Source organism: Hyphococcus lacteus (assembly GCF_041058985.1).
GTDB lineage: Bacteria > Pseudomonadota > Alphaproteobacteria > Caulobacterales > Parvularculaceae > Hyphococcus > Hyphococcus lacteus.
Window position 1 is genome coordinate 1,053,583 of sequence record NZ_JBEHZE010000001.1, and the last position, 25,936, is coordinate 1,079,518.

Here is a 25,936-nt window from a genome sequence, read left to right on the forward strand (position 1 = left end):
ATAGAAGACCATCAATGAAGTATCTTTATTCGCACCGAACCCGTTCTGCGGATGGTCAGTTTGTCCATATCAGCGCATTGACCGCTGCGCTTCGTGCGCAAGGGGCAGAGATCATTATGGCTGGGCCAGACGATGGCGCTGCGCGTCAGCTCGATGCGGGGGGTGGTCGTGGCGGGCTAAAGGCGCTGTTGCCAGCACCGGTCTATGAATGTGCCGAATACGGATATTCCTACCTTGGGTATCGTCGTCTGGCGCAACTGTTTCACGCTCATAACCCGGATATTCTTTATGAACGGTACAATCTTTTTTATCATGCCGGTGGCTGGCTAAAACGCCGTAAGAACTTGCCCCTTATCCTCGAGGTCAATGCGCCCCTTGCGGCCGAGCGAGCGGCCCATGGCGACCTGTCGCTCAAGGCTTTTGCTCGAAAAAGCGAAGCAGCGATCTGGCGATCCGCCGATATGGTGTTACCGGTTACAAATGTGTTGGGCCGTCAGGTTCTCGCGGCAGGAGTTGATCCTGCGAAAATTATGACCATCCAGAATGGCGTTGATGATGAGTTCTTGCAAACACATGATGCGTCCGTCATTCGTGATCGTTATGGCCTCAGCGATAAATTGGTGCTTGGCTTTACCGGGTTTGTTCGCGAATGGCATGGGGTCGATCAGATCATTCGATTTTTGGCCCAATCTTCGCGCCATGACCTACATCTTTTGGTGGTTGGTGATGGGCCTGCTCGCGCAGACCTTGAGCGGCTTGCCGAAGAGCTTGATGTGTCAACGCGTGTAACATTTACGGGTGTGGTTCAGCGCGATGATATGGCGGTTCATATTGCAGCGTTTGATGTTGCGCTTCAGCCAGCCGTGGTGGATTACGCCTCGCCCTTGAAGCTTTTTGAATATATGGCGCAGGCCAAGCCGGTTATTGCGCCGCGTGTAGCGAATATTCAAGAGGTTGTGACTGATGGGAAGGACGCTTTGTTGTTTGAGAAGGGGCAACTTGGTTCAGTGCTTTCTAATTTGATCGAGGATGAAAGTTTGCGACAGCGCCTTGGTTATGCGGCGCGCGAAACGATTATGCGTGACGATTACACATGGGCCGGAAATGCGCGGCGGGTTGATAGCGTCGCGGAAAAACTTTTAGGGAAGTGAAATGACAGTCCGTATAGAAACCGAACGGTTGATTTTGCGGCCCATCGAGCCGCGTGATTGCGACGATCACATCGCGATGATGTCGGATCCATTGGTGGCGGAAACCCTAGGTGGGGTACAGTCGCGTGATATTCTGTGGCGGCAGTTCGCGTCCTATCTTGGCCATTGGTCGATACGCGGCTTTGGATGGTTCTCCGTCGAGGAACGCAATTCAGGCGCGTGGCTTGGCCGTGTGGGGCCGTGGATGCCAGAAGGCTGGCCCGGCCTCGAATGTGGCTGGACAATCGCGAGTTCCGCTTGGGGCAAGGGGTATGCGCCCGAAGCAGCGATTGGCGCGACCAAGTGGATTTTCGCTCAATTTCCTGACCTGCCGCGTATCATCTCGACTATCGATCCAAGCAACACAAAAAGCCAAGCTGTGGCCAAAAAAATCGGTGAGACGAAAACCGAAGAGACTTTCGATTTTAGCGGATTTAAGCTGGACGTATGGGCGGCAGATCGCGCGTCATGGTTATCCCGGTTCGGATGATTGAATCGTACTAGAAAACGTTGCCAGAATATTTTCTGGATATAGCGATTTGATTTCTCGCCGTCGGTCGCTCGAATGTGCGGGGCTGCCGTCGTTGCTCGCTGCCTTTTCCACTCGCAACGTTCAACCGAATGGACACGCAATGGGCTGACGCTGACTAGTTTTTCTTTTCGGTAAATGAAAACCGGCATGCATTGTCGCCTTTTGCCATGCATGCCGCATGATCCACGACTGCGCCGGAAGCTTCTTCCAATAGCGCTAGGTCTAGGTTGCAAATTTCGGGCTTGGTTCGCGCGAGCTTATGATAGACGCAATTATAGGCCGAAATTGATGGGTTTTTCTCGGGCGTCTTGGGAAGGTGTGCATCGTAACCAAGGGTTTTCAATGTTTCCGTAATTGCTTCAACGCGTTGTGGAAGCGGTTTATCTTTTAAATTTGTACCAAGATCTTTCCCCATCTCCCGCCCAAGTTGTTTGAGAATTGTTTCGGTTTGATCGTCGCCTAAAGTTTCCATCAATGTCGTGAGCATTTGAAGAGAAAAGCCCTCGTAATTTTTCGGAAAAAGATGAAGGCCTTTTTCACTTAAGGTAAAAGCCCGACTTGGGCGGCCACCAGTGGCGATGATTTTGGTCTTGAGGACATACCCGTCACGTTCCAGAACAGCGAGATGTTGGTTCACTGCGGTGCGGGTAACCCCAAGCCCCTTTGCGATTTGGTCAACGGTCAGGCCCGATTTGTTTCGGAGTAGCAATCGCAGGAGTGCGCTTTGCGTCGCACCGAAACCACCTAGCTCACTCATTCTGCCGACCTTTCACATCACCTTTTCGCGATCATGTCCTAAACGCGAATGCTCCCTATTGCCATTAAAACCATTTATGACATAAAAATATGTTATAAATAAGTTCCCGTCTCGACAACAGGCCATTTTGTGTGGCTTCCGGCGATCGGGGGCCGTTGCGTCTCAACCTATGAAAGAGGGAATTAAAGATGAGAAAAACACTATTGGCCGCAGGATCGCTCTTTGTGGCAGCAATATCGATGTCGGCTCATGCGGCGAAAGCCGATGGCCCGAGTGACGTTGAAATTGCCCATATTGCCTATACTGCGGGCCAGATCGATATTCGCTACGCCCATCTTGCGCTATCGCTTTCTGAGAACCCGGATGTGCGGGATTTCGCCCAAACAATGTTGCGGGATCATAAGGCCGTAAATGACGCGGCGCTTGGACTTTTGGATAAATTAGAAGTTGCGCCAAAAGACAATGCGACCAGTCAAAGCCTTGTGAAACAGGCGGCAGCGAAGCGCGCTGAGCTGAAAAGTCTATCGGGCACGGCGTTTGATCGAGCCTATGCCCAGAATGAGCTCGCCTATCACCAGTTCGTCAACAAGACCATTGAAGAGAGCTTCATCCCGGCTGCGGACAATCAGGAATTCAAAGAGCTTCTTGGAGTCGCCCTAAAGACCTTTCAGGCTCATGAGGGCCATGCTGAGCATCTCGTGGAGAGTACGGAATGATAAAGCAAAGAAAGAACCTCAGACGGTTTGTGAAGGGCGTTGTTGGCTTGGCAATCACGATAGCGGCAGCCTGTGGCCCGGTGACCGCCGAGACCCATATCGTATCGATTCAAGGATTAGAATTTGTTCCAGCGACGCTTGATGCGCAGGTTGGCGATACGGTGGTTTGGGTGAACGAGGATGTGCTTGTTCATACCGCCACAGCAGACAATGGGGCCTGGGATTCGGGGACGATGCAAGCCGGTGATGAATGGTCTGTTGTGCTCGAGGCATCGGGAATCGTTGATTATACATGCATCTTTCACCCGACCATGGTCGGGACCATCAACATAGAATAACGCACTAAAGTTCCCCCTAAGTGCGTGACGATCCCTTCGCAACCGTCTATGTGTTTGGCTGTTGCGAAGGGTGTTATTATTATGGACGGCGAAACAAGACCAAAAACGGCTCGGTGGATGCGCGAAGATGTTGAGGCGCTAATGGCGCTTCCGTTTGCGGAATTGGTATTCCGGGCACAAGAAATTCATCGCGAACATTTTAACCCCAACCAAGTGCAGGCCTCACGCCTTTTGTCGATAAAGACCGGCGGTTGCCCCGAGGATTGCGGCTATTGCAGCCAGTCGGCGCATTTCAAAACTGGCCTTAAAGCATCCAAACTGATGGATAAAGAAAAGGTCATGGCGGAGGCCAAGCGCGCTAAAGCCGAAGGCGCATCGCGTTTTTGTATGGGAGCGGCATGGCGGTCGCCAAAAGATCGCGACATGCCAGAACTTTGCGACATGGTTGCCGAAGTTAAGTCACTCGGCCTTGAGACGTGTATGACCCTTGGCATGTTGAGCGAGGGGCAAGCGACATCGCTGAGTGATGCCGGGCTTGATTATTATAACCATAATATAGACACATCGCCTGAATATTACGGGCAAGTTATTTCTACACGGACTTTTGAGGATCGTATCGAAACGCTCGACAAAGTCCGTGATGCAGGGATGAAAGTCTGTTGTGGCGGTATCGTCGGCATGGGTGAAAAGGTCGAAGACCGCGCAGGCTTTTTGCTGGCCCTTGCGAATATGTCGCCGCCACCTGAATCAGTGCCGATCAATTCTCTGATGCCCATTGAGGGCACGCCCCTTGGCGACAGTGAGCCTGTCTCAGCCCTTGATTTTGCAAGGCTTATTGCGGTCGCGCGGATTCTCATGCCGACTTCTTATGTGCGGTTATCGGCAGGCCGGGAGCATATGAGTGACGAAGCGCAGTCGCTTTGTTTCCTTGCTGGTGCAAATTCTATTTTTGTTGGCGATGAATTGCTTACGACCAATAATCCGGGTCAGGACAAAGACACAGCACTCTTTTCGCAACTCGGTATAGAACTGATTTAAACAACAATAGAAGTCACAAAAAACGGGGCCAGACGGCCCCGTTTTTTAATTCCAATAAAGCCGAATTACTTGCTGGCTTTTTTCTTCTTCGCAGATTGGCGACGATCAACCTTCTCGGCGATACGTGCAGATTTACCGCGACGATCACGAAGATAGTAAAGTTTCGCGCGGCGTACTTTACCGCGGCGGATCACTTCGATTGAATCAACCAATGGTGAATAGATCGGGAATACGCGTTCAACGCCTTCGCCGAAAGAAATTTTACGAATGGTGAATGCTTCGTTGAGGCCGCCACCTTTGCGTGCAATGCAAACGCCTTCAAAAGCCTGAATACGTTCGCGCTCGCCTTCTTTGATGCGAACGTTGACTTTGACGGTGTCGCCAGCACCAAATTCAGGGATGGTTTTGCCTAGTTCTTCGATATGCTCTTTTTCGAGCTGTTCGATAATGTTCATGTCTTCGGTTCCTTGTTGTTGCTGCGCCGGATAGGACCGTCAGTGGAAAACCTCTCCCAGAGGTCCGGTCGTCGCGTTCGCGTTATTTCGTTCCGTTGTTCGTCCCGCCATTTGGCAATTCTTTTGTGATCGCCTGATAGCAAAACTTCCGGGATAGCCCGGCCTTCGAATTCTCTTGGGCGCGTATATTGGGGATATTCCAATAACCCACCCTCAAAGCTTTCTTCCCCAAGAGAAGAAGCCGAGCCCAATACCCCGGGGATCAGGCGGACGCAAGCCTCTATAAGGGCCATAGCGGCAATTTCTCCGCCTGCGAGCACGAAATCCCCTAGGGAAACCTCTTCAATTTGGCGGGCGTCGAAAACACGCTCATCAATTCCCTCAAATCGGCCGCAAATGGCGATCAGACCAGGTCCTTGGCTCAGCTCATGGGCGAGGGGCTGGTTAAGGGGCCTTCCGCGTGGCGAAAGGCAGATAATACGGCGATCGTTTCGGGGGACGCTATCAATGGCATTGGCCATAATATCCGCCCGCATCACCAGCCCCGCACCGCCGCCAGCGGGGGTGTCGTCCACGGATCCGTATTTGTTGTCCGAAAAGTCGCGGATATTGACGGTATCGAGCGCCCAATGACCGTCGGCGGCACCGCGCCCCAAAATGGAAGCGCCCAGCGGGCCGGGGAAAAGCTCAGGGTAAAGGGTCAATATCGTTGCGTGCCACATAATGTGGTCAGATGGCATGGCGACGCAGATGGCGCAAGTCGGCGCTAGTGCTCGTCGGTTTTTGGCTTTGGTGCCGGGTCTTCAGGGTCGATGGCGTCCCGAGAGACAACGATACGCCCTTGGGCGATATCGACCTCGGGTACGAGTATTTTGGTGAAGGCCACAAGCCGCACACCTTTGACATCGGGGATGTTGACCAGTTCGATCATGTCATCTGCCCCAAAGTTATAAACTGCCTTTACGATACCTAATGGCTTGCCAGTTTCATCTTCAGCTTTTAGGCCCACAAGATCGTCGAGATAGAATTCATCTTCGTCTGGTGCGGGAAGGGCATCTCGCGCAACGTAAAGACGTTGACCTTTTAGTGTTTCAGCGTCCTCACGAGACTTAATCTCTGGCGCACGAACAAGAACGAAATCGCCTTTGATCTGGCGAACAACGGTCAGGTTAAACTGGCGCGCACCGTCCTCTGTCTCAACACTGCCATAGGCAGCTACGCCGCCGGGGTCGGCGGTGAAGACTTTGACTTTTGCTTCGCCGCGAACACCATGGGCCCCCGCGAATGCCCCCAGGCAAACCCGATTGTCGCGTGTCATGGGGTGTTCTCAATTTGATCATCGCCGACACCAAAGAGCTTTCCGCGTTCTGTCCATAAAACAAACAGCACGGCAGATATGCCAAGGACCGTAAAACCAAAGATAATGGGCATTGTTGTACCGTCATAGAAATGGCCGATGAGGCCGCCCAACAACCCGGCGATGGTTGTTCCGGCAAAACCGTTGGCGGCGGCAGCGGCACCGGCATTGTGGCCCATTGGCTCCATGGCGAGTGCGGTGGCGTTGGGGCCAATTAGCCCCAGCGAGAAGAACGAGACCATCATGAAGCCCATAAATAGCCCAAAGCTTTCGCCAAAGATCAGCGCAAAAAAGAGGTGTAGTGCATTTGAAATGACAAAAGACAACAGCGCTGCATGGGTAAGGCGTCGCATACCGAATTTAGAAACAATCCTCGCGTTGAGAAGTGTTGCCATTCCTAGCCCGCTGGCGATTGCCCCAAAGGCAAAAGCGAAATTGGAGCCGATATCAAAGGTCTCAAGAAATATTTGCTCTGAGGCGCTGATATAACCAAACAGAGCGCCAAAGCACAAAGCAGAGGCCATCGTATAGCCGATCGAAATACGGTTCCGCACGAATTCCAGATAAGATGATGCTATCGGGCCTGCGCGTAATGGTTTGCGATCCTCGGGTGCCATGGTTTCGGGTATCCGGATCCAGGTCCAGATGGCCAACAAAAAACCATAAACCAGTAGCGCGGCGAAAATTCCCCGCCATGGTGCGAAGAATAAAATCACCTGTCCTAAGCCAGGCGCAAGAATGGGAGCGGCCATGAAAATCGTCATCGCGAACGACATCACTTCGGCCATTCTGCGCCCAGAGCATTGATCGCGTACAATAGCAACCGCTGCTACGCGTGTTGCCGCGGTCGCCACGCCCTGAAACGCGCGGGCCGCAAGTAGCAACGTAAAAGTAGAGGCAACAATGCTAAGCAGCGAGCCAACGATATAGCCACCGAGTGAGAACAAGAGGACTTTTTTGCGGCCAAACCGGTCAACGATAGGGCCAAAAAAGAGCTGTGCGATGCCGTTTCCCAGAACGTAGACCACGACGATCAGTTGGCGATCATTATCACGGATGGCACCCAATTCATCGCCGATTTGCCCAAGCGCGGGGAGCATCATATCGATTGCCAGCGCGTTTAGCGCCATTGCCGCGGCTATGAAGGCAACAAGTTCAAGAAATGAGATCGCGGAACGCTGCGATGCTTTGATTTTGGGATTGTTCGGTTGGCTGTCCATTACAGGGAACTACTAGTCACCTACGCATTTGGCAATAACGAAGGATAGGCAGCACTGCTAAACACCACTAGTCTCACTTAAAAACAAAGATGTGGGGTGGTTATGCAAAGCGAAACAAGTCGAGATTCGTCGCGCGCTGAGGCGTACTGGCGTGAGAATGTCAAACTCCTATGCGGGCTTTTAGCGATTTGGTTCGTGGCCTCTTTTGGCGCAGGCATTATTTTCGTGGATGTCCTTAATCGCATTGAAATCGGCGGGTTCAAGCTCGGATTCTGGTTCGCACAGCAAGGGTCGATTATTGTCTTTGTCATTCTAATTTTCGTCTACGCCGCGCGAATGCGCACGATCGAAAAGCGCTTTGGCGTTAGCGACGAATAGGAAAGACCATGGACGCGCAGCTTCTCACCTTTATTTTTGTCGGACTTTCTTTTGCGCTTTATATTGGGATTGCAATCTGGTCTCGGGCCGGCTCGACCGCTGAGTTTTATGTCGCTGGTGGTCATGTGCACCCCATTGCAAATGGTATGGCAACCGCTGCCGATTGGATGAGCGCCGCATCTTTCATTTCGATGGCGGGGATTATTGCTTTCGCCGGATATGATGCCAGCGTTTATCTAATGGGATGGACCGGGGGCTATGTCTTGCTTGCCTTGTTGCTCGCACCTTATTTGCGAAAATTTGGTCAGTTCACGGTGCCTGATTTTATTGGCGAGCGATATTATTCACGTGCCGCGCGTATCGTGGCGGTGGTTTGCCTGATCGTTGTATCGTTTACCTATATCGCCGGACAGATGCGCGGTGTGGGCGTTGTGTTTTCACGTTTTCTTGAAATGCCGATCGAGTGGGGCGTTATTGTCGGCATGGGTGTAGTTTTCTTTTACGCCGTCCTCGGTGGCATGAAGGGGATTACCTATACGCAGGTTGCGCAATATTGCGTGTTGATCTTTGCGTATATGGTGCCAGCAATTTTCATTTCTATACTGATGACAGGAAACCCCATTCCGCAATTAGGGCTTGGTTCTAATGTGGCAGGTGAAACAATATCGGTTCTTAATAAGCTTGATGGGGCGCTCGTCGATCTCGGGTTTTCCGCCTATACCAGCGCCGTTAAATCCAAAATAGATATAGCCGCGATCACCCTGGCGTTGATGGCAGGGACAGCAGGCTTGCCGCATGTGATTGTGCGTTTCTTTACGGTCCCAAAGGTATCTGATGCTCGACGGTCAGCTGGTTATGCACTTGTTTTTATTGCGCTATTATACACAACGGCACCGGCGGTAGGTGCTTTCGCGCGTTTGAACTTTATCGATAGTGTTCACGAAAAACCTTATGCGGAAGCGCCTCAATGGGTAAAAAGTTGGGAGAGTATTGGACTAATCGCGTGGCTAGATAAAAACGAGGATGGTGTCATCCAATATGGCTCTGGCACCCCGTTTGAGGGGCGTGCTGACTTTGTGGATGGACAGGGTCAGAACGGTGAGCGGCTTGTCTCGAATACGCCCACTGACAACGCCAACGAAATTTCTGTTGACCGTGATATTATGGTGCTTGCCAACCCTGAAATTGCGCAACTGCCCGGCTGGGTGATTGCGCTTGTGGCGGCTGGTGGTGTAGCGGCGGCATTGTCAACGGCTGCGGGATTGTTGTTAGTCATATCGACAGCGATTAGTCACGATCTATTGAAAAAAACATTCAGGCCACAGATCACAGAAAAAGCTGAATTGATGGCGGCGCGTGGCGCAGCGACTGTTGCGATCATTATCGCTGGATATCTAGGAATTAATCCGCCGGGCTTCGTTGCGCAAGTTGTGGCCTTAGCTTTTGGTTTGGCCGCAGCATCATTGTTCCCCGCGATATTAATGGGTATTTTCTTTAAAAGCATAAACCGCGAAGGTGCGGTTGCTGGAATGATCAGCGGCTTAGCGTTTACCCTGAGTTATATCATCTATTTCAAATCGCCTTGGTTCGGCGCTGTGAATGATGCAAGCCATTGGTTTTTAGGCGTGTCCCCAGAGGGGATCGGCACGTTAGGGATGGTGTTAAACTTTGTGATCGCGATTGGTGTCTCGCGATTTACCGCTCCGACGCCCGTTGCTGTTCGTGCAATGATTGATGATATTCGAATGCCCGTTAGCAAAACTAGCACTTAATCAGTGTCTTCGGCCTCTATGCCCACGCTTTCCAGCGCCCGTTGCCGGTCGTAATCGCTATCTATGCCTTCTGCTGCGGCTTTGTATGCCTCTAGCAAAATTGGCGTTGACCGTGCTTGCCCTGCAAAATTCTCTAGCGCAAGGCGACGATCATGATCGCTATCAATTTCATTGGTTGAATCAATCAGTGTTCTAACTAAATTTGGAGGGAGGTCGTTGATCTCAGAGGCGTCAGATAGAGCGAGGCGTTTGTCATGATCTGAGTCAATTTCGGCAAAGGCGCTGAACCATGCTTTGGCGACCTCGTTATCGCGGGCCATAAACGGGGCGGCTTCCACCAAAAGTAGGCGCATGTCATGCGCACTATCCATTTGATCGCGAATGATCAGCAAGAGTTTGGTGATGTTATCAGCGTCAAGGTCGGGTTGTTTTAACAATGCCTCTCCGGCTAATCGCAAGTCATGTTCGCTATCGATTGTTTCGAATAACCCAAGACTGAGCGCTATTGCATCGCCGTTCATGGGGTGCTCGCTCACCGTTTCGATCAAGCGCCGCATATCATAATCACTATCGATGTTTGACGCTGCTTTGAGGAAATATGGGATGTCTTCGGTGCGAACAGTTTCCTTACTGAGGATATCACCGAGAATTGTCCGCAAAGTGGTATCAGATTCAATGACTGACAGCGCCTCAAGTAAGCTGCGGAGTTCCGCTGGTGTCAGGTCTGCTTGTTTTATTAATTCTGCGGAATAGCGTTCACGCGCATGATCCCCGTAAAGGGCGTCATATTTATCTAACACCGCGCTAACACCACCTTCTTGTAATAGGGCTGCGACCCGCTCTTCTGCGCGTACGCCGCTGGCACCTAAAAACCCTGTTAACAGCTGGCGCATCGCAGAATCGGTTTCTACGTCTTTCTCTTGTTCTTCTTCGTCGATGAAATACCTGCGTTCAACGTCATCACCGTTACGTTCATAAATCGCTTTTTCGGTGACACCATTTTTCTCACGCGTAATGGCTAGTTTGTGATCGAGGGATTTAATATCATCAGCAGTATCGTTTAAAACGTATTCTCCACGCCATTGTGCTTCCATGCGCAATTCATCGCGGCGGAGCGAGAATGTACCCTTGTCGCCGGTGACCACGAGGTGAACACCTTCGCTATCATCGATGTCAAAGTCGATTGGCGGTTCGTTGTTGCCAACGGTTACGCCGTAAATGATCGATATGATCAGTGATCCACCGACAAGTGCGCCCAATGTCCTAAGGCGGTCCATCGTTCCGCTCCTGCATAATTAAACGAGGTGAGAATATAGTGCCTCTATCTGGAAATCCATCTGGATGAAAGACTATTCTAGATCAACCGAAGCGGTTTTGAGATAGTCTGCGCTTCGCATTTCCATAAGGCGCGAGGCAGTCCGTTCAAATTCAAAGGCACCATGCCCATCGGGGTAAAGGTCGTCTGGTTCGCCTTCGGCAGAACAAACCAGTTTTACTTTGGCATCGTATATGGTGTCGATCAGGGTCGAAAACCGTTTTGCTTCATTGCGCAGTTCCGGTCTCATAATCGGGATATGGTCGATATAAATTGCTCCGTATCGTCGAATGAGGGCTAAATAGTCGGACGCCCCCAAGGGCTTTTCACACAAATCGGCAAAATCAAATCGTGCAGCACCACGCGCGGCACGCGGAACAATCAGTTTACGACCTTTTATTGTGATTTCTTCTTTATGTTCATGCCCGCCGCTAATCATATTTTGCCACGCGGCATCCATCGCTTTATCTGCGTCTGGACCAAGGGGGTGGTAATAAACGGGGGCTTCACTCAGCTTGGCGAGGCGATAATCCTGTGCGGAACGCAGTTCACAAACATCAAGTTTGGATTTCAGAATTTCGATAAACGGCAGAAACAACTGCCGGTTCAGCCCTTCTTTATATAGATCGTCTGGAACCCGGTTAGACGTCGCAACCACCACAACGCCATATTCAAAAAGTGCTGTAAACAAACGCCCCAATATCATCGCATCAGCAATGTCAGTGACGTAAAATTCATCGAAACACAAAAGCCGCGCATCTTGCGCAATGTCATAGGCAACGGGCGGCATAGGGTCATCCGGCGAGGCCCGGTTCATGGCTTTGTGACGGCGTTTTTCAGCAAGGTCTTTTGTGCGCCAGTTGGCAATGCGCTCATGGGTCTCGGCCATGAATTCATGAAAATGGACGCGGCGTTTTTGTTTGTATGCGGTGTTGTTGAAAAAGAGGTCCATCAACAGTGTTTTACCGCGACCGACGCCACCCCAAAGGTAAACGCCACGGGGTGGTGTTTTTCGGAACGAGAAAAATCCGCGCTGTGGGCCGTTATAAGATTTTAATTGATCATGCAAAAGCTGTAGCCGATCGGCTGCCTCTTCCTGGGCCGGATCAGAGTCCAGCGCGCCTGATTGAACAAGCGCATCATATCGTGGCCTCGGCCCTTTCATTGTGTCCGGCTATAACCTGTTGTGCCAGTGTCGGGAAGTCTGTCACTCTGGGAAAGTGCCGGCGCGTTGCATTGGCCACAGCAACGTGCGTTTGAAGAAATTTGACGCTTCAATGAGCGCGTAGGGCGGACCAATTTTTCGGGACGGTCTTGGGCGTCAACGAATGTACGCTGTTAGTACAGCGACGACTAAATTCACTTTTGCAAACTCAAGCGGCATCAGGTCAGGGAGCGGGCTGGGAATACGCTGGCCAAGGGTGATGCCGACAATAATGCTCAACCCAATCCAAAGGCTGGGCTAGCGTTCGAAAATTGACATTTTGATTATCCGCAATCTTTTTCTGCCAGAAAGCGTTTCGATTGCGAAAGAACTTTTCGATCCCGATTGGATATGATCCGCAGAATATGGGTGCCAGTCCTTTTGGGTTGCGTGGTTTATATCGGTCTTGGTTATGGGCTGCTTTGTGTGGGCGTGGTCGTTTGAGGTGCGCAACATGGTGCACTGGCTTGATTGGCGTTTTCATCGGCGACTAATTCTGGGTCTTTTCCGAACACATCGGATGAGCCAAAAGTGTGGAAAAGCTCCCAGATTGCGCCCTGAGGGTCGTGTGACCAATATTTGTCGCTATTGGCATAGCAGCAGGTGGTGTCGTTTTCTGCTGAGAGTGGTGCTTCGATAGCGCGCAGGCGGTTGGCAGTCGATTCCAGTTGTTCTTGATTGTCTAGTGAAATGCCAACGTGATCGACGCCCGTTTTTTCGCTGCGGCTGGAAATGGCAATATTTGCGCTCGGCTCGTCTAACATCCACTTTGCGTAATCTGCCTCGCGTCGTGCTGGTTCGGTACCGAAAAGGGCGTTGTAGTACATGATGGATTGTTCTAAATCTTCGACCTTTAGGTGGATGTGCAAGCGTTTCATGGGCATGTTTCCTTGATGATGTATGGGCCACAGAGGCGTTTGTCGCCTCCACAGCAATCTGCCAATAAAAATTCGATTAGATCGCGCAATCCGCCGTAATCGGCGGCGTAGATAATGCTGCGGCCATCTTTGCGCGCATGGATAAGTTCTGCGCGTTCCAGCTCTTTGAGGTGAAACGATAGTGTTGGAGCGGCAAGGCCAAGCGCGTTCGCGATCGCACCAGCCGCCATGCCGTTTGGCCCGGCCCTCACCAGCAGTTTCAACGTGGAAAGCCGGGTTTCCTGCGCTAACGCAGAGAAGGCGCTGACGGCGTTATCTGTCTCCATGGATTGTCCTTCTTCTGCGATAAATTGTTATATTTCGAAATTTATATAATTCTATAATTATCGAAATATCAAAGCATGTCAAGAATACGCTGCCGAGCTTTCGACAGGTACGCGTGATTATTGTTTTTGTGCACAGAAAAGATGGGTTATGGAAACAAATGAGGGGTCTGCGTAGTCCTAAGTGAAGCGCGTGAGCTTTACTGGCTATGGCTAAAGGCGCAGAAAAATGCGGGATCCGACAAAAGCCGTCCCGCATCAAATGCCTCGAAAAATAAAATTAAACCGACTCGCGCGGTGTAATGGAAGTCCGCGTGATGTTGGGGCGTGCTATTCCGCCGCTTGTGGCACACCTTTAGGGTCGGGCCGGTTCACCATCAGCTTTTTAATCTCGGCGATCGCTTTGGCTGGATTAAGGTGCTTCGGGCAAACCTGCGCGCAATTCATAATCGTATGGCAGCGATAGAGTTTGAATTCATCCTCAAGCTTGTCGAGGCGTTCATTCGTGAGTTGGTCGCGGCTATCCGCGAGCCAGCGATATGACTGAAGAAGCGCAGCCGGCCCAAGATATTCTTCGGACGCATCTTCTTTTTCGCCATTCCACCAATAGGACGGGCAAGACGTTGAGCAACATGCACAGAGGATGCATTCATAAAGTCCATCAAGCTCTGCTCTATCTTCCGGGGATTGCTTCCACTCGGTTGCAGGCTCTTCTGTTTTGGCTTGCAGAAATGGCTCGATATAGGCGTGCTGTTTGTAGAAATTGGTAAGGTCGGTCACCAAGTCACGCACGACAGGTTGGTGTGGCAGCGGATAAACATGAATGTCGCCATCGCCCAGTTCGTCCATGGCTTTGGTGCAGGCAAGGGTGTTTGAGCCATTAATGTTCATAGAGCATGAACCGCAAACCCCTTCGCGGCATGACCGGCGAAACGAAAGCGTTGGATCGATTTCGTTTTTAATTTTGATCAGGCCATCAAGTACCATAGATACGTCCGAGACATCGACTTCATAGCTGTCAACGCTTGGGTTTTCGGGGGTTGATGGATCGTAGCGATATACGCGGAAGGTACGGGTTTTCGTAGCACCGCTCTTTGCCGGATATGTTTTGCCGTTTTTGTTGATCTTAGAATTTTTCGGCAGTGTCAGTTCAACCATGTACCGGAGACCTTGTCTAAATGCTTCGTTCGCTTGTGCGACCGTATCTATGCCTTATCGCGTCCGCCATACCAATCAAGCCGCCGCGTTACGAACATGGTCAATGCGATCGCACCAAAGGCCGTAACAGAGCCGATCAGCAGGGCGTAATCCTCTGATTTCATGAGTAGATATATCAGACCATAGGCTGCTGAAAAGGCGAGAAATGCGATTATGCCGCGCATTTTGCTGTGAAACACCGTCGCAGCATAGGTGCCAGACAGGGCAATCGTTGCCGATGCGGTCAATGCAAACGCCGCGTCAAACCCGATATGCTCAGAAAAGGCGAGGACCATAAGATAAAAGATCACTTGGGTGAGCCCGAGCAAGATATATTGCGCCGGGTGGGCGCGTGCATCGGTGGTGGCCTCGAACAAAAAGAACGTCAGAAAAACCACACCGAGAAACATCAATGAATATTTGAGGGCGCGATTGACGCTTTTATAGGGGCTGGCCGCGGATACGAAGCTGACACCGAAAGACTTGCCCTGATCGAGAAACCCAAGATTGCCTTCGACCGGGAAGCTGCGCGGCAGATTTCGGGCGAGGTAAGGGATATGCCATTGCGCGGTAAACCCTTGGTCAGTGATCTCGCGACTATCTGGCAGATATGCGCCTTGAAAACTCGGGTCGGGCCAATCTGATTGCATGGAGACGCTTGTGTCCTCGCCCGCAGGAGCAAATTGAAGGGCACCACCCCCGGACATCGGCAACGTCAGCTCAAAATCGATGGTTGCTGAAGGGTCGGTGATTGGCAGCATCATGCTAATCCCCGGCAGGGAGATATTGTCGCCGCCACGCCCTGTCTCCAGTACCGTTAAGCTGATGCCCGGTTCAAATGCTGCCTTATATTCGTTGCCATTAATTTTGACCGACAGCTTATCGCGAATGCCCTTAAGGGCTGTGTCATCACGAAATTTGATCGCAAGGACTGCTCGCTGCCAATCAAACGCCGCTTCGCCGTCTGCGATGGCCGGGGGCACCAGAGCGCCGAACTTGCCTTTCATTTCTATATCGGCGTCATAAATCGTCGCGTCATAAATTGACCGGCGTCGTTGCGTTGCCGAGACTTTGGTATCGATGCCTAGGGATTGCGGCGTGAAGGCAAAATATTGCGTACGCTTAACCGGTACCTCAAATCTTTCGAGTTTATCGGTTTCGATCACCGCCGGAACAATAATCAGGGGACCGCTAATCGTTTGCTCCCCACCGGCCAGTTGGTAGATCTCTTGCTTAACGTTTTCCGCGCGGGTCGAGCGTTCGAACACCAACCCATAAACCAGCATAGCCGGTATCCACAAAAGGAAGGCAAGCGCGCCCACCAATATCAGCTTTAGCCCCAGGGACCTGTTTTTGAATGTTGCGTTGATATTCATAATGCTGCCTTTTCGATCTCCCCTATGGCCTTCGTTTCCCTACGGGGCGGAAATGTTCCGCATAAGGCATGATCAAGGAATTTCAAAGGCAAGGTTAAAGCGGTTTTTTAATTGGGGTTAGATCATCAAAAACTGGCTCACGTTTTTCGGATTTCGCGATGTAACTTTCTTTGATGTCATCGGTCCGAAACATTGCGGCATTCCAAAGAGCGATATAATCGAGCGCGTCTTGGGTGTTGTGATCACGGGCATAGGTAATCATTTTTTTGCAACCGGTGATTGCTAAGGGTGAATGGCTGGCAATGCGCGCGGCAATTTTCATGACATTCTCAAGCAACTCTTCGGGCGTTTCATAAACCTCGTTGACGAGTCCGATTTCTTTGGCCTTTTGCGCCGATACGCGTTCGGCGGTGTAGGCCATTTGGCGTGCCCACCCTTCGGAAATGATTTTCGCAAGGCGTGGGAAAGTGCCGACATCGGCCGTCATACCGATTGCTGTTTCCTGAATACAAAAAAATGCGTCACTGCTGGCGTAGCGGCAATCGCATGCACTTACGAGGTCAACACCAGCGCCGACGGCACCCCCTTGGATAGCGGCCAAGATCGGTTGGCGGGCATTTTCAAGCGCCGAAAATGTGTCTTGTAAGGTTTTCACGTTGAAGCGAAAAGCCTCAGCGGCCACTTCGCGGTTGGTCGGGGGCGCATCAAGCGCGCCATCCATAAATACAGAAATGTCCATACCTGCGGTAAAGTGTTTTCCTTCCGCTGACAGAACAATCACGCGGGCTTCCGCATTGTTTGACACCTTATTCACGGCCTCTGGTAGTTCGCTCCAAAATTCTGGGGTGAAAGAGTTGAATTTGTCAGGTCGCGAGAAGCGCAGATGCGCAATGCCATTTTCGATTGTGAGATTAAAGCAGCTATGGCCCATGGTGCGATCTCCTGTCATGTGGATTCTGATTCTGCAGTTTTCCGTGATATAAGGGTTAAAGCCAATAGGCAGGCGCAGTCGCGAGCCGGGGGATGAGGCCCTGGCGAGTGTGTTTTATTTGGCACCGATCATGCTTTGTAAGCTTAAAAAGTCAGTATTTTTGAGCAACCGGGCGAAATTGGTGCCGGAATGATGCGGCAAGGTTAGTAAAGTAGTAGATGGCGCAAGATAAAGCGGCAGATGTCATTAATTTTAAGGCCCCGCGCGAAGCGGCGGCCAATGACGGCGAAACTGTGGGTGTATTCCTCGCCGCGAGCCGAATTGCCGCTGGCATCTCTATTGAAGCACTGAGCGAAGCGATTAAAGTTAAAGTCGCGCATCTCCAATCTATCGAGGCAATGCGACCTGACCTCTTGCCACCTCTTCCCTATGTTATTGGATTTGTAAAATCATATGCGCGACATCTCGGTCTTGATGCGGATGAAATTGCTATGAGGTTTCGTGACGAAGCTGGCGGGGCGGTGCCTGTTTCGCTAAGCGATGCCCGTACCCAACGGACCCCGGATGTCGATGATGATGGCGCACGGTGGGTTTCGATTTTTGCTGTTCTTGCAATTACGCTTTTCGTGGCGTGGGTGTTTTTTCAGATTTTGTTTAACGGTGGACGTGACGAGCGGGGTGCAGCCGTGCCTGAAAAGCGAGTGACGCTAGGCGCACCGATCGCTCAACCCGTTACCCCGCGATCATCGAAGGTGAATGTTCCGACACCCAAAATTCAAGCTGAAAACGAAGTCCTGAACACGGAACCGCCAGAAACGGAAGTCAATGAAGCATTAGAAGTAAACAACGCGATTGATGTTGCAGAGATACCAGAAGAAACAGCGGCTGTTGTGGTTGAGCCCGTGGCGGAAACGCCCCCAGTTGAAACGCCGCCAGTCATGGAGCAAGCGCCAGTCGAGCAAGAGACAGTACAGCAAATTGTATCGCGTGAGCGAGCACCATTGCCGCGTACAGAACCAAGCCAGATCATCAGCTCACCAACGACCTCGACCGGGGCACAAAACGTTGCGCAGCGAAATGGATCTGTGCCTATCAGTGAACGCGTCAAAAGGCCGATGCTACGACGCCCCACACCGGCAGCACCAAAGCCGGTGATTGCCCCTGCGCAGTTAATACGGTCGTCGGCACCTTTTTATCCTAATCGCTGTGCGAGTAGAGCGGTGGCACTTGAAACTGTGACAGTCAATTTTGATGTCAACGCTGAAGGGCGGGCCGTAAACGCGAAAATTTCCTCTTCGACGAATGATTGCTTTGACAGTGAAGCTTTGCGGACGCTCTCACGCTGGCGGTTTGACCCCAAAACCGTTGACGGCAACCCTGCGGTTGAGACCGGAAAGACGGCGACGTTAAACTTCCGCCGCTAGCTGCCGAATACATCCCGGAATAAACGCATCCAGTTGCCGCCAAGAAGATTTTCCAGTTGCCGAGTGCTCCAACCGCGTCGGTCGAGCACTGTGATTACATTGCGAAAACGGTCTGGTGTGTCGAGTTCTGGAATGTAGGGCGGCCACTGAACATCGTAGCTAGGCTTGAAGAATTTTAACCGAGGGTCGTACCATTCTTCTTTTGTGGCCCAACTTTTTAGACCTCGTACAGGAAAATCAGTAGACAGCGCAACATGTTCATACCCAGCCACCTTGACCGCGTGTTCGATATGATCTGCATAAGTCTCAATCGTTGTGTCGGTTCCGGGGTTTTTACCGATAAAGTAACCAAGCGCCGCAATACCCGCGACACCGCCTTTTTCCGCTAGAGCTTTGAATTGTTCGTCAGTTTTTGCGCGCGGGTGATTTGGGCGTAACGCCTCGGCCATTGTGTGGGTATAAGCAATTGGCTTTTCAGAAAATGCGACGGCATCCAAGGTTGTCTGGCGGCCGCTGTGCGAGACATCGACGAGTACGCCGATTTGATTCATTCGTTTGACGACGTCTACGCCAAAATCGGAAAGGCCGACATTGGTGCGTTCGGTCGATCCGTCGCCAACTAAGTTGCGCGAGTTATACGTTAGCTGGAAACACCGCATCCCAATAGCGTGGAGGACGTCGATATTATCGACTTCACCCTCTAGCATGGTCGCGTTTTGGAAATTCATCATCACGGCGAGTTTGTTTTCGCGTTTCGCGCGTTCAAAATCGCTGGCGGAAAGCGCCATCATATATTGATCCGGCATGTCTTTGATGCGCTTTTTCCAGACCATAATTTCGTCAATAGCGGTTTGAAGATCGCTACGATCAAGCGAGGTGATGATACCTGTGTAGCCGGATTGCCGAACGGCGGCGTGCTCTATGTCATCCCACACATGCCCAAAGGATAACGCGTCGATGACAATGGCTTTATCGTACAGGCGTTTCAATTTTTCAGGTGATTGTGCCGCGTTTGCGGTTGAAAAAGTCGCTGCCGCACCGGCAGCAATACGAATGGCATCACGTCGCGTCATGGTCATAAAAAAGCCTTCCCGATTTCTCGGGAAGGCTAAACCGTTTTTTAAATTGGCGCAAAGCGCGGCTTAGTAAACCCGCTTCTTTGGTTCAATGTAGTCGATCTCGTCGGACAAGGTGTAGCTATGAACCGGGCGATAATCGAGCGTCGCTTTACCGTCAGCAAACCACGCTGCAGTGTGCTTCATCCAGTTTGTATCGTCACGATCTGGGAAGTCTTCCCGGGCGTGTGCGCCGCGCGATTCTTTGCGGTTGGCCGCGCCTTCCATCGTCACAACGGCTTGGCCAATCATGTTGTCAAGCTCAAGGGTTTCAACCAGGTCGGTGTTCCAGACGAGCGAGCGGTCAGTCACGCCGATATTCGGCATCGAGTCATAGACTTCTTTGATTTTGACGCGGCCTTCATCGAGAACTTCGCCGGTACGGAATACAGCGCAGTTATTCTGCATGACGCTCTGCATATTGGCGCGGATCGTCGATGTTTGTGTATCGCCCTTGGCGTTACGGAAATGATCGAGGCGCGCCAGCGCTTCGTCTGTGCCGCGTTGCGGCAGGTCGCGATGTGCGCCTTGCGCTTTTACGACTTCGCCGCAACGAAGCCCGGCAGCACGGCCAAACACCACAAGATCGATTAATGAATTTGAGCCAAGACGGTTGGCACCGTGAACAGAAACGCAAGCTGCTTCGCCAATAGCCATAAGGCCGGGAACAACTGCGTCAGCATCCTCACCACGCTTGGTGACGACTTCGCCGTGATAATTGGTCGGAATACCGCCCATATTATAATGGACCGTTGGTAGGACCGGAATTGGTTCTTTGGTAACGTCAACGCCGGCAAAGATTTTCGCTGATTCCGAAATGCCCGGAAGGCGCTGAGCAAGAACTGCTGGGTCGAGGTGGTTTAGGTTCAGATGAATATGGTCTTTATTCGGACCAACACCCCGACCTTCGCGAATCTCAATTGTCATCGAGCGGGAGACAACATCGCGCGATGCTAGGTCCTTTGCGGATGGTGCATAGCGTTCCATGAAGCGCTCGCCCTCTGAATTTGTGAGGTAGCCACCTTCGCCGCGTGAGCCTTCGGTAATCAGAACGCCCGCGCCATAAATGCCAGTTGGGTGGAATTGTACGAATTCCATATCCTGAAGCGGAAGACCCGCGCGAAGGACCATGCCGTTGCCGTCACCGGTACAGGTGTGCGCAGATGTACAAGAGAAGTACGTCCGGCCGTAACCGCCCGTGGCGAGGATCACCATTTTCGCTTTGAAGCGATGAATGCGGCCGGTGTCGAGTTCCCAAGACAATAGGCCAGCGCATTCGCCTTCGTCCGTCATGATAAGATCAAGGGCGAAATGTTCGATAAAGAATTTGGCGTCGTTTTTGACGGCTTGACCATAGAGTGTGTGCAAAATCGCGTGGCCAGTTCGGTCAGCGGCGGCACATGTTCTTTGAACCTGGCCTTCGCCGTAGTTCTTGGTCATGCCGCCGAAAGCGCGCTGATAAATCTTGCCTTCTTCAGTCCGAGAGAACGGCACGCCCCAGTGTTCCAGTTCGTAAACGGCGGCCGGTGCGTGTTTGCAAAGATATTCGATGGCGTCTTGATCGCCGAGCCAGTCCGACCCTTTTACGGTGTCGTACATATGCCAGCGCCAGTCATCTTCGCTCATATTGCCGAGTGAAGCGGAAATGCCGCCTTGGGCTGCAACCGTGTGCGAACGTGTTGGAAATACCTTCGTGACACATGCGGTTTTTAAGCCCGCTTGTGCAGCGCCCAGCGTAGCGCGAAGTCCCGCGCCGCCTGCGCCCACAACAACAACGTCATATTCGTGATCGATAATCTCGTAATTAGAAGTCATTCGTCAGCCTGCAAATGAAATGTTGTAAACAGCAAAGAGTGTGCTGGCGATGATGCCGATAGCAACAAGCCAGTTCAACAGAAGTAGAGTGCTGGTTAATTTGGAATGGATATAGTCGAGGATTATTTCAGCAAGGCCGATCCGCATATGGAGCGCGCCAATGATGATGAAAACCGACAGGAGAATACCGTTGAGCGGCTTTGCGAGCCATGCCCGCGCAACTTCGTAATCAGCGCCAAGGTTTGAAACGACGCTAATCAGAAACCAAATACCAAACGGGATCAGGATAGCTGCGGTGGCGCGTTGTACGATAAAAGTTGAAGTGCCCTTTTGTGACATCTTACGCCGCCCCTCCAGCATTGTAGCCAATAAACAGAATGATCGCTGCGAGCAGGATGGACCCGATATAAATAGCCCACGCTGTTTTGGTCGCGGTCGCAGGGGCAAGGCCGCGCCCGGTGTCCCAATAGAGATGGCGCAAACCGTTCATCATGTGAAAGGACAACGCCCAAACATAACCGGCGACAATGATAAAGCCCAATGGCGAGCCGACAAAATTTGCGACATTCGCAAACAAAGCCGGATCAAAGGCGAGGGCATATGCCCAAACCGTCAGCAGCAAAGAGCCGCCATAAAGAACCATGCCGGTTCCTCGGTGGGTAATAGACGCCGCCATCGTGACGGTGAATTTCCAGATTTGGAGATGTGGCGATAAAGGTCGCGGAGATTGCGGCCGCTCGGGTAGTGCGCTGTTGACCATGAAAGCCCCGTATATTCAGGCGGAAAAAGGTTTTGCGAACATAGGCCGCCCCTTCTTGGTGTCAACGCGGTATGTTGTATTGCGGCACGATAAAAGCGTGAGAGGGCTAAAAGTTGCTGCTATTTTCTAGGTGATTTGCTTGGGATTTGTGTCTGGCCATTGCCAATGATGGGTTTTTTCGGTCATGCTGCCACGATGTAAGGGGTGTTCGGTGATGGGTTGGGGGCGTGAAATGAAAAAACTTTTGACAGCATTTGGTGCGGTCGCGGCGTTATTTTCGCTTAGCGGCGCTGCGGCGCAGTCATTGGGCGCGGTGACGGCTGATCAACTTGAAAGCGTATTGGGCGCTGCGGATTTAAATCCGAATATGATGGCTGATAGCCAGACCGGTGCGCCAGTTGCGGCGGGGCGCGCGGGTGATTTTGGCTTTTATGTACGGGCGCTGAGTTGCTCTGGTGCCCCGGCGTCGTGTGAGACGCTGGTCTTTTTCGCCAATTTCAAATTAGGCCGCTCGGTGACTGAGGGCGATTATCGCATCGTCAATAGCTTTAACGATAGCCAAGTGTTTGGCCGAGCCTATGTGCTCGAAGGCACGGATGAAGTCGGTGTTGATTACGTTATCGAACTCGGCGGCGGCGTGTCCGAGGCGCACCTGTCGCAAAACATCAGCCGATGGGCTGATGTTATTTCTGCGTTTGTTGCGAAATTCCAAAGTGGCGCAACTGGCGTTTAGGCTGCGCGTCCCAGAAGCGCTTTCAGCGTATCCGGTAATTCTTTTTCATGCTGGCGCATACGCTCGATCAGGCGACGCTCGTTTGCATCAAAGGCGCCATCACGACCAATGCGTGTTGCCAGCCATTCGGCTTCACCCTTGGTGACCTGCTCGGCGATTGCCGCTTGTGTATCGCGTTGATCATTGTGCGCGCCTATTACGGTTTCGTTGTCATAAGCGTTTTTGATCGCGCCAATGCCGCCCGAAAGCATGCGCTTGAAAAATCCGCCCACATTGACGGATTGATCGCGAGCCCACGCATTGCGGCGGAAGGCTTCTTCGCGGCTCGGCGCTTTGTATCCAAGATGTGCCATCAGGTGGTTGATAACGCCTTGCACGAAAAGCTCGGTCCAGGCCGGGCTGTTGCGGGCTTTTTCGGTGGCGTCATTGATATCGAACAACAGTTCGGCTTCGGCGCGAGTAACGCCGACATTCCCGTCGCCACCAGCGGCAAATAAATACCGGCGCAACATGATCGCATCATGTTTTTCGACCATCGGGCCGCCGTCTTTTTTCAATATACTCTGTTTGATTTGCTCGCCCGTAAAAGCAGCCATAGCGGACGGTGTAGTTTCCGCCGTTTCCATTAGCTTGACGAGAAGCGCAATTTCCAAACCATTTGCGTGGCCATTTTTCAGGACGCGACTTTGTAGTGACGCAAATTCGTCTTCGGTCAGATATCCTTGCGGCTCTTCTTCGCGCAGATAAAAATCCGCAGCAACTTCGGCAAAGAACTGGAACCACTCTGGTTCGCCGTCCGGTGCTTTGTCGCCCAATGCAAAAAGCGCATCAAGCTCAGTGCTTGAAACGACACCATCTGCAAATACGGTGCGGCGTAAAAACAAAACCTCGTCGGCAGAGACAAAACCATCAGCGCCAATAGCGGTAAGGCGGGTTTCTAGTGACTGGTCAGACATGAAGAGCGCTCCAGAATAATAATCTGGGCGCAGTGTGCGGTAACAGAGTTAAAATCGAGCAAAGGAATTCATTGGATTACCGAAGTTCTCCGATGAAATGTCATCAAACGAATGGCGCGTTTAAGCGCGCATTAACCATATTATCAGTGCGGAAGGACGCGCGCAAAAAGCAGCACGGCGGCGGCGACGAAAACGGCGAGTAATAGAGTTTGAAGTACCAGCGCTGCGATCGGTTTGGGGCCAACCTCAAAAAGATCTTTAAGTGACGTCTTTACGCCGAGGGCAGAGACAGCAACCACAAGCGAAAAGCGTGACATTTCGGAAATTCCGCCGCGCCATGCCTCGGGGACAAATCCAAAACTATTGGCCGCCATGAGCGCTGCAAAACCCAAAAGGAACATTGGGAACGCGCGGCCCGATGCTTGAGCGCCACTGTTTTGCGGGTCGGCTGCTTTACTCTGGCGGGCATACAACATGGCGATAATAAAGACGGCAGGTGCGAGCAACGTGACCCGCATCAGTTTGACCACAGCCGCGACCGCCCCGGCATCATCAGAAACAATGTATCCGGCACCAATGACCTGAGCGACGTCGTGAATTGTTGCGCCAAGGAAAACACCGGCCTGCATATCCGTTAGGCCCATAGCATGGGTCAACATGGGATAAAGCACCATCGCAATCGTCGACAGGCTAGTGACGCCGACAACGGTCAAGATCAGGTTGCGTTCGCTTTCTTTGTTCTGAGGCAACACTGATGCGATCGCCATCGCCGCAGAAGCCCCACAAATTGCAACGGCCCCGGATGATAATGTGGAGTGTGATGAGGAAAGGCCAGCAGAGCGCCCAATCATCCAGCCAAGCGTTAATGTCACCGTGACGGCAGAGGCAACCAGCAATGCAGTCGCCCAACCAAGGCCGGCGATTTCTGTGAACGTCACCGATGCACCCAATAGAATAACGCCGAGCTGGAGAATCCTTTTCGAAGCGAACTGAATGCCGGGCGCGCATTTTTCGTCGGCGGCAAGAAAGTTGAACGCGATACCGAACAGGATCGCATAAAGCATGACTGGCCCGCCATAACGCGACGAGATGAACAGCGATGCCATTGCGACTGTGCCGCTTAACAAAACGCCGGGCGCAAAGCTTCGCGCTCTGTGGTGAAGGCTAGCGGCAGGCTGAAGGTTGGTCGTGCTCACGCAAGAACGGCTTTCTGGTGGTTGCTTGTAGTTGGGGTGTAAGCGTTATTCGTGTCCGCGCTATTCAGCAGCGCGGCGTTGTTCGGCATTAAGCGTGGGCATTGTCATGCGACGGTGCCGTGCGACGGTCACGATGCGTGACCATGCGGTGGTGTAATTCCTCAACGCAGCTCCGGCCCGTCCGAACAAACAGAAACGGAAACAAGCCATGCAGCAAACAGGCAATGCCGGCGACGACCATTTTTGACCCAAAGCCGAATGCTGACCCCATATGTTCCATATAGGATTCGCCGACGCTGGCTGGGTGTTCAGTAAATGACTTCTTGATCATGGTGCCTCGGAACTCCGGTTTGACTTGGCCCAAGGATACGACGAACGGCGTGAAAATTTATCCTATAGATTTAATAAGAAAAACTATTCGTTGCAAGAATTTTCTATAAATGATAGAAAATTTAGTATGGATAGCATCGATAAAGCCATTATTGCGATACTACAGCGCGATTCATCGACACCTGTTAGTGAAATTGCAGATTCGGTCGGCCTTTCGGCTACGCCATGCTGGCGGCGCATAAAAAAGCTGGAAGAAGAAGGGGTTATCACCAAACGGGTTGCGCTGGTGGATCGTCACCGGCTCAATCTTCGGCTGACGGCTTTTATCTCGGTGAGGACAGCACACCATAGCGAAGCTTGGCTGACAAAATTTGCAGAATCTGTCAGGCGAATCCCTGAAATTGTCGAATTACATCGGATGAGTGGTGACACCGACTATCTCATGAAGGTTGTTTGCCCTGACATGGTGCGATTCGACAAAGTCTATAAAAAGCTGATTTCGGTCGCGGAGTTCTCCGACGTAAAATCGAGCTTTTCGATGGAAGATTTGAAATCAACCACTGAGCTGCCATTAGACTATATATAATTGCGCTACAAAAAAGCGGCCCCATGAATATGCGACCGCTAAAA

29 protein-coding genes are annotated in these 25,936 nt (G+C 51.8%); 10 read left to right on the top strand and 19 right to left on the bottom strand.

The window, feature by feature from the left end:
• The first annotated feature begins 14 nt into the window (after positions 1-14).
• Positions 15-1,151, top strand: a complete 1,137-nt coding sequence (locus tag ABFZ84_RS05135) for a glycosyltransferase family 4 protein (protein WP_369312862.1) — start codon at positions 15-17, stop codon at positions 1,149-1,151.
• A gap of 1 nt (position 1,152) precedes the next feature.
• Entirely contained in the window at positions 1,153-1,680 is a 528-nt protein-coding gene (locus ABFZ84_RS05140; protein WP_369312863.1) for a GNAT family N-acetyltransferase, read from the top strand.
• Positions 1,681-1,837: 157 nt separating this feature from the next.
• Here the strand turns inward: ABFZ84_RS05140 and ABFZ84_RS05145 are convergent, their stop codons facing one another.
• Positions 1,838-2,479 (bottom strand): helix-turn-helix transcriptional regulator, encoded by a 642-nt coding sequence (locus ABFZ84_RS05145; RefSeq protein ID WP_369312864.1) that lies wholly within the window; start codon positions 2,477-2,479, stop codon positions 1,838-1,840.
• 188 nt (positions 2,480-2,667) lie between these two features.
• Here ABFZ84_RS05145 and ABFZ84_RS05150 point away from each other — a divergent pair, with 188 nt between their 5' ends.
• From ABFZ84_RS05150 to bioB, 3 genes are all read left to right on the top strand, one after another.
• Positions 2,668-3,195 carry a DUF4142 domain-containing protein gene (locus ABFZ84_RS05150; RefSeq protein WP_369312865.1) on the top strand — a complete coding sequence of 176 codons (528 nt, stop codon included), beginning with the start codon at positions 2,668-2,670 and terminating at the stop codon, positions 3,193-3,195.
• Positions 3,192-3,533 (top strand): plastocyanin/azurin family copper-binding protein, encoded by a 342-nt coding sequence (locus ABFZ84_RS05155; protein WP_369312866.1) that lies wholly within the window; start codon positions 3,192-3,194, stop codon positions 3,531-3,533. Before ABFZ84_RS05150 ends, ABFZ84_RS05155 begins: the two co-directional genes overlap by 4 nt.
• An 81-nt stretch (positions 3,534-3,614) precedes the next feature.
• On the top strand, positions 3,615-4,571 hold the full coding sequence (gene bioB, locus ABFZ84_RS05160) for a biotin synthase BioB (RefSeq protein WP_369312867.1): 957 nt from the start codon (positions 3,615-3,617) through the stop codon (positions 4,569-4,571).
• A gap of 65 nt (positions 4,572-4,636) precedes the next feature.
• Here bioB and rplS read toward each other — a convergent pair whose 3' ends face one another.
• Genes rplS through ABFZ84_RS05180 form a run of 4 tightly spaced genes read right to left on the bottom strand, consistent with a single transcriptional unit; the run spans position 4,637 to position 7,603 of the window.
• Positions 4,637-5,026: a 50S ribosomal protein L19 gene (gene rplS, locus ABFZ84_RS05165; RefSeq protein WP_369312868.1), complete on the bottom strand. Its 390-nt coding sequence runs from the start codon at positions 5,024-5,026 to the stop codon at positions 4,637-4,639.
• The gene (gene trmD, locus ABFZ84_RS05170) at positions 5,023-5,751 is read right to left on the bottom strand and encodes a tRNA (guanosine(37)-N1)-methyltransferase TrmD (RefSeq protein WP_369314543.1); all 729 of its coding nucleotides are present in this window, start codon (positions 5,749-5,751) and stop codon (positions 5,023-5,025) included. Before trmD ends, rplS begins: the two co-directional genes overlap by 4 nt.
• A 41-nt stretch (positions 5,752-5,792) precedes the next feature.
• Positions 5,793-6,344, bottom strand: a complete 552-nt coding sequence (rimM, locus tag ABFZ84_RS05175) for a ribosome maturation factor RimM (RefSeq protein WP_369312869.1) — start codon at positions 6,342-6,344, stop codon at positions 5,793-5,795.
• Complete coding sequence (locus tag ABFZ84_RS05180) at positions 6,341-7,603, bottom strand: multidrug effflux MFS transporter (protein ID WP_369312870.1); 1,263 nt, start codon at positions 7,601-7,603, stop codon at positions 6,341-6,343. The genes rimM and ABFZ84_RS05180 overlap by 4 nt, the downstream gene beginning before the upstream one ends.
• Positions 7,604-7,705: 102 nt before the next feature.
• Between ABFZ84_RS05180 and ABFZ84_RS05185 the strand changes: the two genes are divergently transcribed.
• Both ABFZ84_RS05185 and ABFZ84_RS05190 read left to right on the top strand, forming a co-directional pair.
• The gene (locus ABFZ84_RS05185) at positions 7,706-7,981 is read left to right on the top strand and encodes a DUF4212 domain-containing protein (RefSeq protein WP_369312871.1); all 276 of its coding nucleotides are present in this window, start codon (positions 7,706-7,708) and stop codon (positions 7,979-7,981) included.
• 8 nt (positions 7,982-7,989) lie between these two features.
• The gene (locus tag ABFZ84_RS05190) at positions 7,990-9,753 is read left to right on the top strand and encodes a sodium:solute symporter family protein (protein WP_369312873.1); all 1,764 of its coding nucleotides are present in this window, start codon (positions 7,990-7,992) and stop codon (positions 9,751-9,753) included.
• On the opposite strand, the gene ABFZ84_RS05195 is transcribed toward ABFZ84_RS05190, so the two are convergent.
• The 7 genes from ABFZ84_RS05195 to ABFZ84_RS05225 all read right to left on the bottom strand — a co-directional run bounded on the left by ABFZ84_RS05195 (position 9,750) and on the right by ABFZ84_RS05225 (position 16,977).
• Positions 9,750-11,030 carry a hypothetical protein gene (locus ABFZ84_RS05195; protein WP_369312874.1) on the bottom strand — a complete coding sequence of 427 codons (1,281 nt, stop codon included), beginning with the start codon at positions 11,028-11,030 and terminating at the stop codon, positions 9,750-9,752. The genes ABFZ84_RS05190 and ABFZ84_RS05195 overlap by 4 nt on opposite strands.
• A gap of 72 nt (positions 11,031-11,102) precedes the next feature.
• Complete coding sequence (zapE, locus tag ABFZ84_RS05200; RefSeq protein WP_369312875.1) at positions 11,103-12,233, bottom strand: cell division protein ZapE; 1,131 nt, start codon at positions 12,231-12,233, stop codon at positions 11,103-11,105.
• Positions 12,234-12,682: 449 nt separating this feature from the next.
• Positions 12,683-13,150, bottom strand: a complete 468-nt coding sequence (locus ABFZ84_RS05205) for an ArsI/CadI family heavy metal resistance metalloenzyme (RefSeq protein ID WP_369312876.1) — start codon at positions 13,148-13,150, stop codon at positions 12,683-12,685.
• Entirely contained in the window at positions 13,147-13,476 is a 330-nt protein-coding gene (locus ABFZ84_RS05210; protein WP_369312877.1) for an ArsR/SmtB family transcription factor, read from the bottom strand. Before ABFZ84_RS05210 ends, ABFZ84_RS05205 begins: the two co-directional genes overlap by 4 nt.
• A 327-nt stretch (positions 13,477-13,803) precedes the next feature.
• The gene (locus ABFZ84_RS05215) at positions 13,804-14,631 is read right to left on the bottom strand and encodes a succinate dehydrogenase iron-sulfur subunit (RefSeq protein WP_369312878.1); all 828 of its coding nucleotides are present in this window, start codon (positions 14,629-14,631) and stop codon (positions 13,804-13,806) included.
• A gap of 47 nt (positions 14,632-14,678) precedes the next feature.
• Entirely contained in the window at positions 14,679-16,046 is a 1,368-nt protein-coding gene (gene creD, locus ABFZ84_RS05220) for a cell envelope integrity protein CreD (protein ID WP_369312879.1), read from the bottom strand.
• 94 nt (positions 16,047-16,140) lie between these two features.
• Positions 16,141-16,977 carry a crotonase/enoyl-CoA hydratase family protein gene (locus tag ABFZ84_RS05225; protein ID WP_369312880.1) on the bottom strand — a complete coding sequence of 279 codons (837 nt, stop codon included), beginning with the start codon at positions 16,975-16,977 and terminating at the stop codon, positions 16,141-16,143.
• Between the two features lie 218 nt (positions 16,978-17,195).
• Here ABFZ84_RS05225 and ABFZ84_RS05230 point away from each other — a divergent pair, with 218 nt between their 5' ends.
• A complete protein-coding gene (locus tag ABFZ84_RS05230; RefSeq protein WP_369312881.1) occupies positions 17,196-18,401 on the top strand; it encodes a TonB family protein in 1,206 nt (401 codons plus the stop codon).
• On the opposite strand, the gene ABFZ84_RS05235 is transcribed toward ABFZ84_RS05230, so the two are convergent.
• From ABFZ84_RS05235 to sdhC, 4 genes are all read right to left on the bottom strand, one after another.
• Entirely contained in the window at positions 18,398-19,480 is a 1,083-nt protein-coding gene (locus ABFZ84_RS05235; protein WP_369312883.1) for a dipeptidase, read from the bottom strand. The genes ABFZ84_RS05230 and ABFZ84_RS05235 overlap by 4 nt on opposite strands.
• 63 nt (positions 19,481-19,543) lie before the next feature.
• Positions 19,544-21,331 carry a succinate dehydrogenase flavoprotein subunit gene (gene sdhA / locus ABFZ84_RS05240; protein ID WP_369312884.1) on the bottom strand — a complete coding sequence of 596 codons (1,788 nt, stop codon included), beginning with the start codon at positions 21,329-21,331 and terminating at the stop codon, positions 19,544-19,546.
• A gap of 3 nt (positions 21,332-21,334) precedes the next feature.
• Positions 21,335-21,670, bottom strand: coding sequence for a succinate dehydrogenase, hydrophobic membrane anchor protein (gene sdhD, locus ABFZ84_RS05245; RefSeq protein ID WP_369312885.1), 336 nt, complete (start codon positions 21,668-21,670; stop codon positions 21,335-21,337).
• 1 nt (position 21,671) lies between these two features.
• Positions 21,672-22,091 carry a succinate dehydrogenase, cytochrome b556 subunit gene (sdhC, locus tag ABFZ84_RS05250; protein WP_369312886.1) on the bottom strand — a complete coding sequence of 140 codons (420 nt, stop codon included), beginning with the start codon at positions 22,089-22,091 and terminating at the stop codon, positions 21,672-21,674.
• Positions 22,092-22,323: 232 nt separating this feature from the next.
• Between sdhC and ABFZ84_RS05255 the strand changes: the two genes are divergently transcribed.
• Positions 22,324-22,824 (top strand): type III secretion system chaperone family protein, encoded by a 501-nt coding sequence (locus ABFZ84_RS05255; protein ID WP_369312887.1) that lies wholly within the window; start codon positions 22,324-22,326, stop codon positions 22,822-22,824.
• Here ABFZ84_RS05255 and ABFZ84_RS05260 read toward each other — a convergent pair.
• From ABFZ84_RS05260 to ABFZ84_RS05270, 3 genes are all read right to left on the bottom strand, one after another.
• On the bottom strand, positions 22,821-23,780 hold the full coding sequence (locus tag ABFZ84_RS05260) for a hypothetical protein (protein WP_369312888.1): 960 nt from the start codon (positions 23,778-23,780) through the stop codon (positions 22,821-22,823). The genes ABFZ84_RS05255 and ABFZ84_RS05260 overlap by 4 nt on opposite strands.
• 143 nt (positions 23,781-23,923) lie before the next feature.
• Positions 23,924-24,976: a YeiH family protein gene (locus tag ABFZ84_RS05265; RefSeq protein WP_369312889.1), complete on the bottom strand. Its 1,053-nt coding sequence runs from the start codon at positions 24,974-24,976 to the stop codon at positions 23,924-23,926.
• An 88-nt stretch (positions 24,977-25,064) separates the two neighbouring features.
• Positions 25,065-25,307 carry a DUF6356 family protein gene (locus ABFZ84_RS05270; RefSeq protein ID WP_369312890.1) on the bottom strand — a complete coding sequence of 81 codons (243 nt, stop codon included), beginning with the start codon at positions 25,305-25,307 and terminating at the stop codon, positions 25,065-25,067.
• Between the two features lie 126 nt (positions 25,308-25,433).
• Between ABFZ84_RS05270 and ABFZ84_RS05275 the strand changes: the two genes are divergently transcribed.
• Positions 25,434-25,892 (top strand): Lrp/AsnC family transcriptional regulator, encoded by a 459-nt coding sequence (locus ABFZ84_RS05275; protein ID WP_369312891.1) that lies wholly within the window; start codon positions 25,434-25,436, stop codon positions 25,890-25,892.
• The last annotated feature ends 44 nt before the right edge of the window (positions 25,893-25,936 follow it).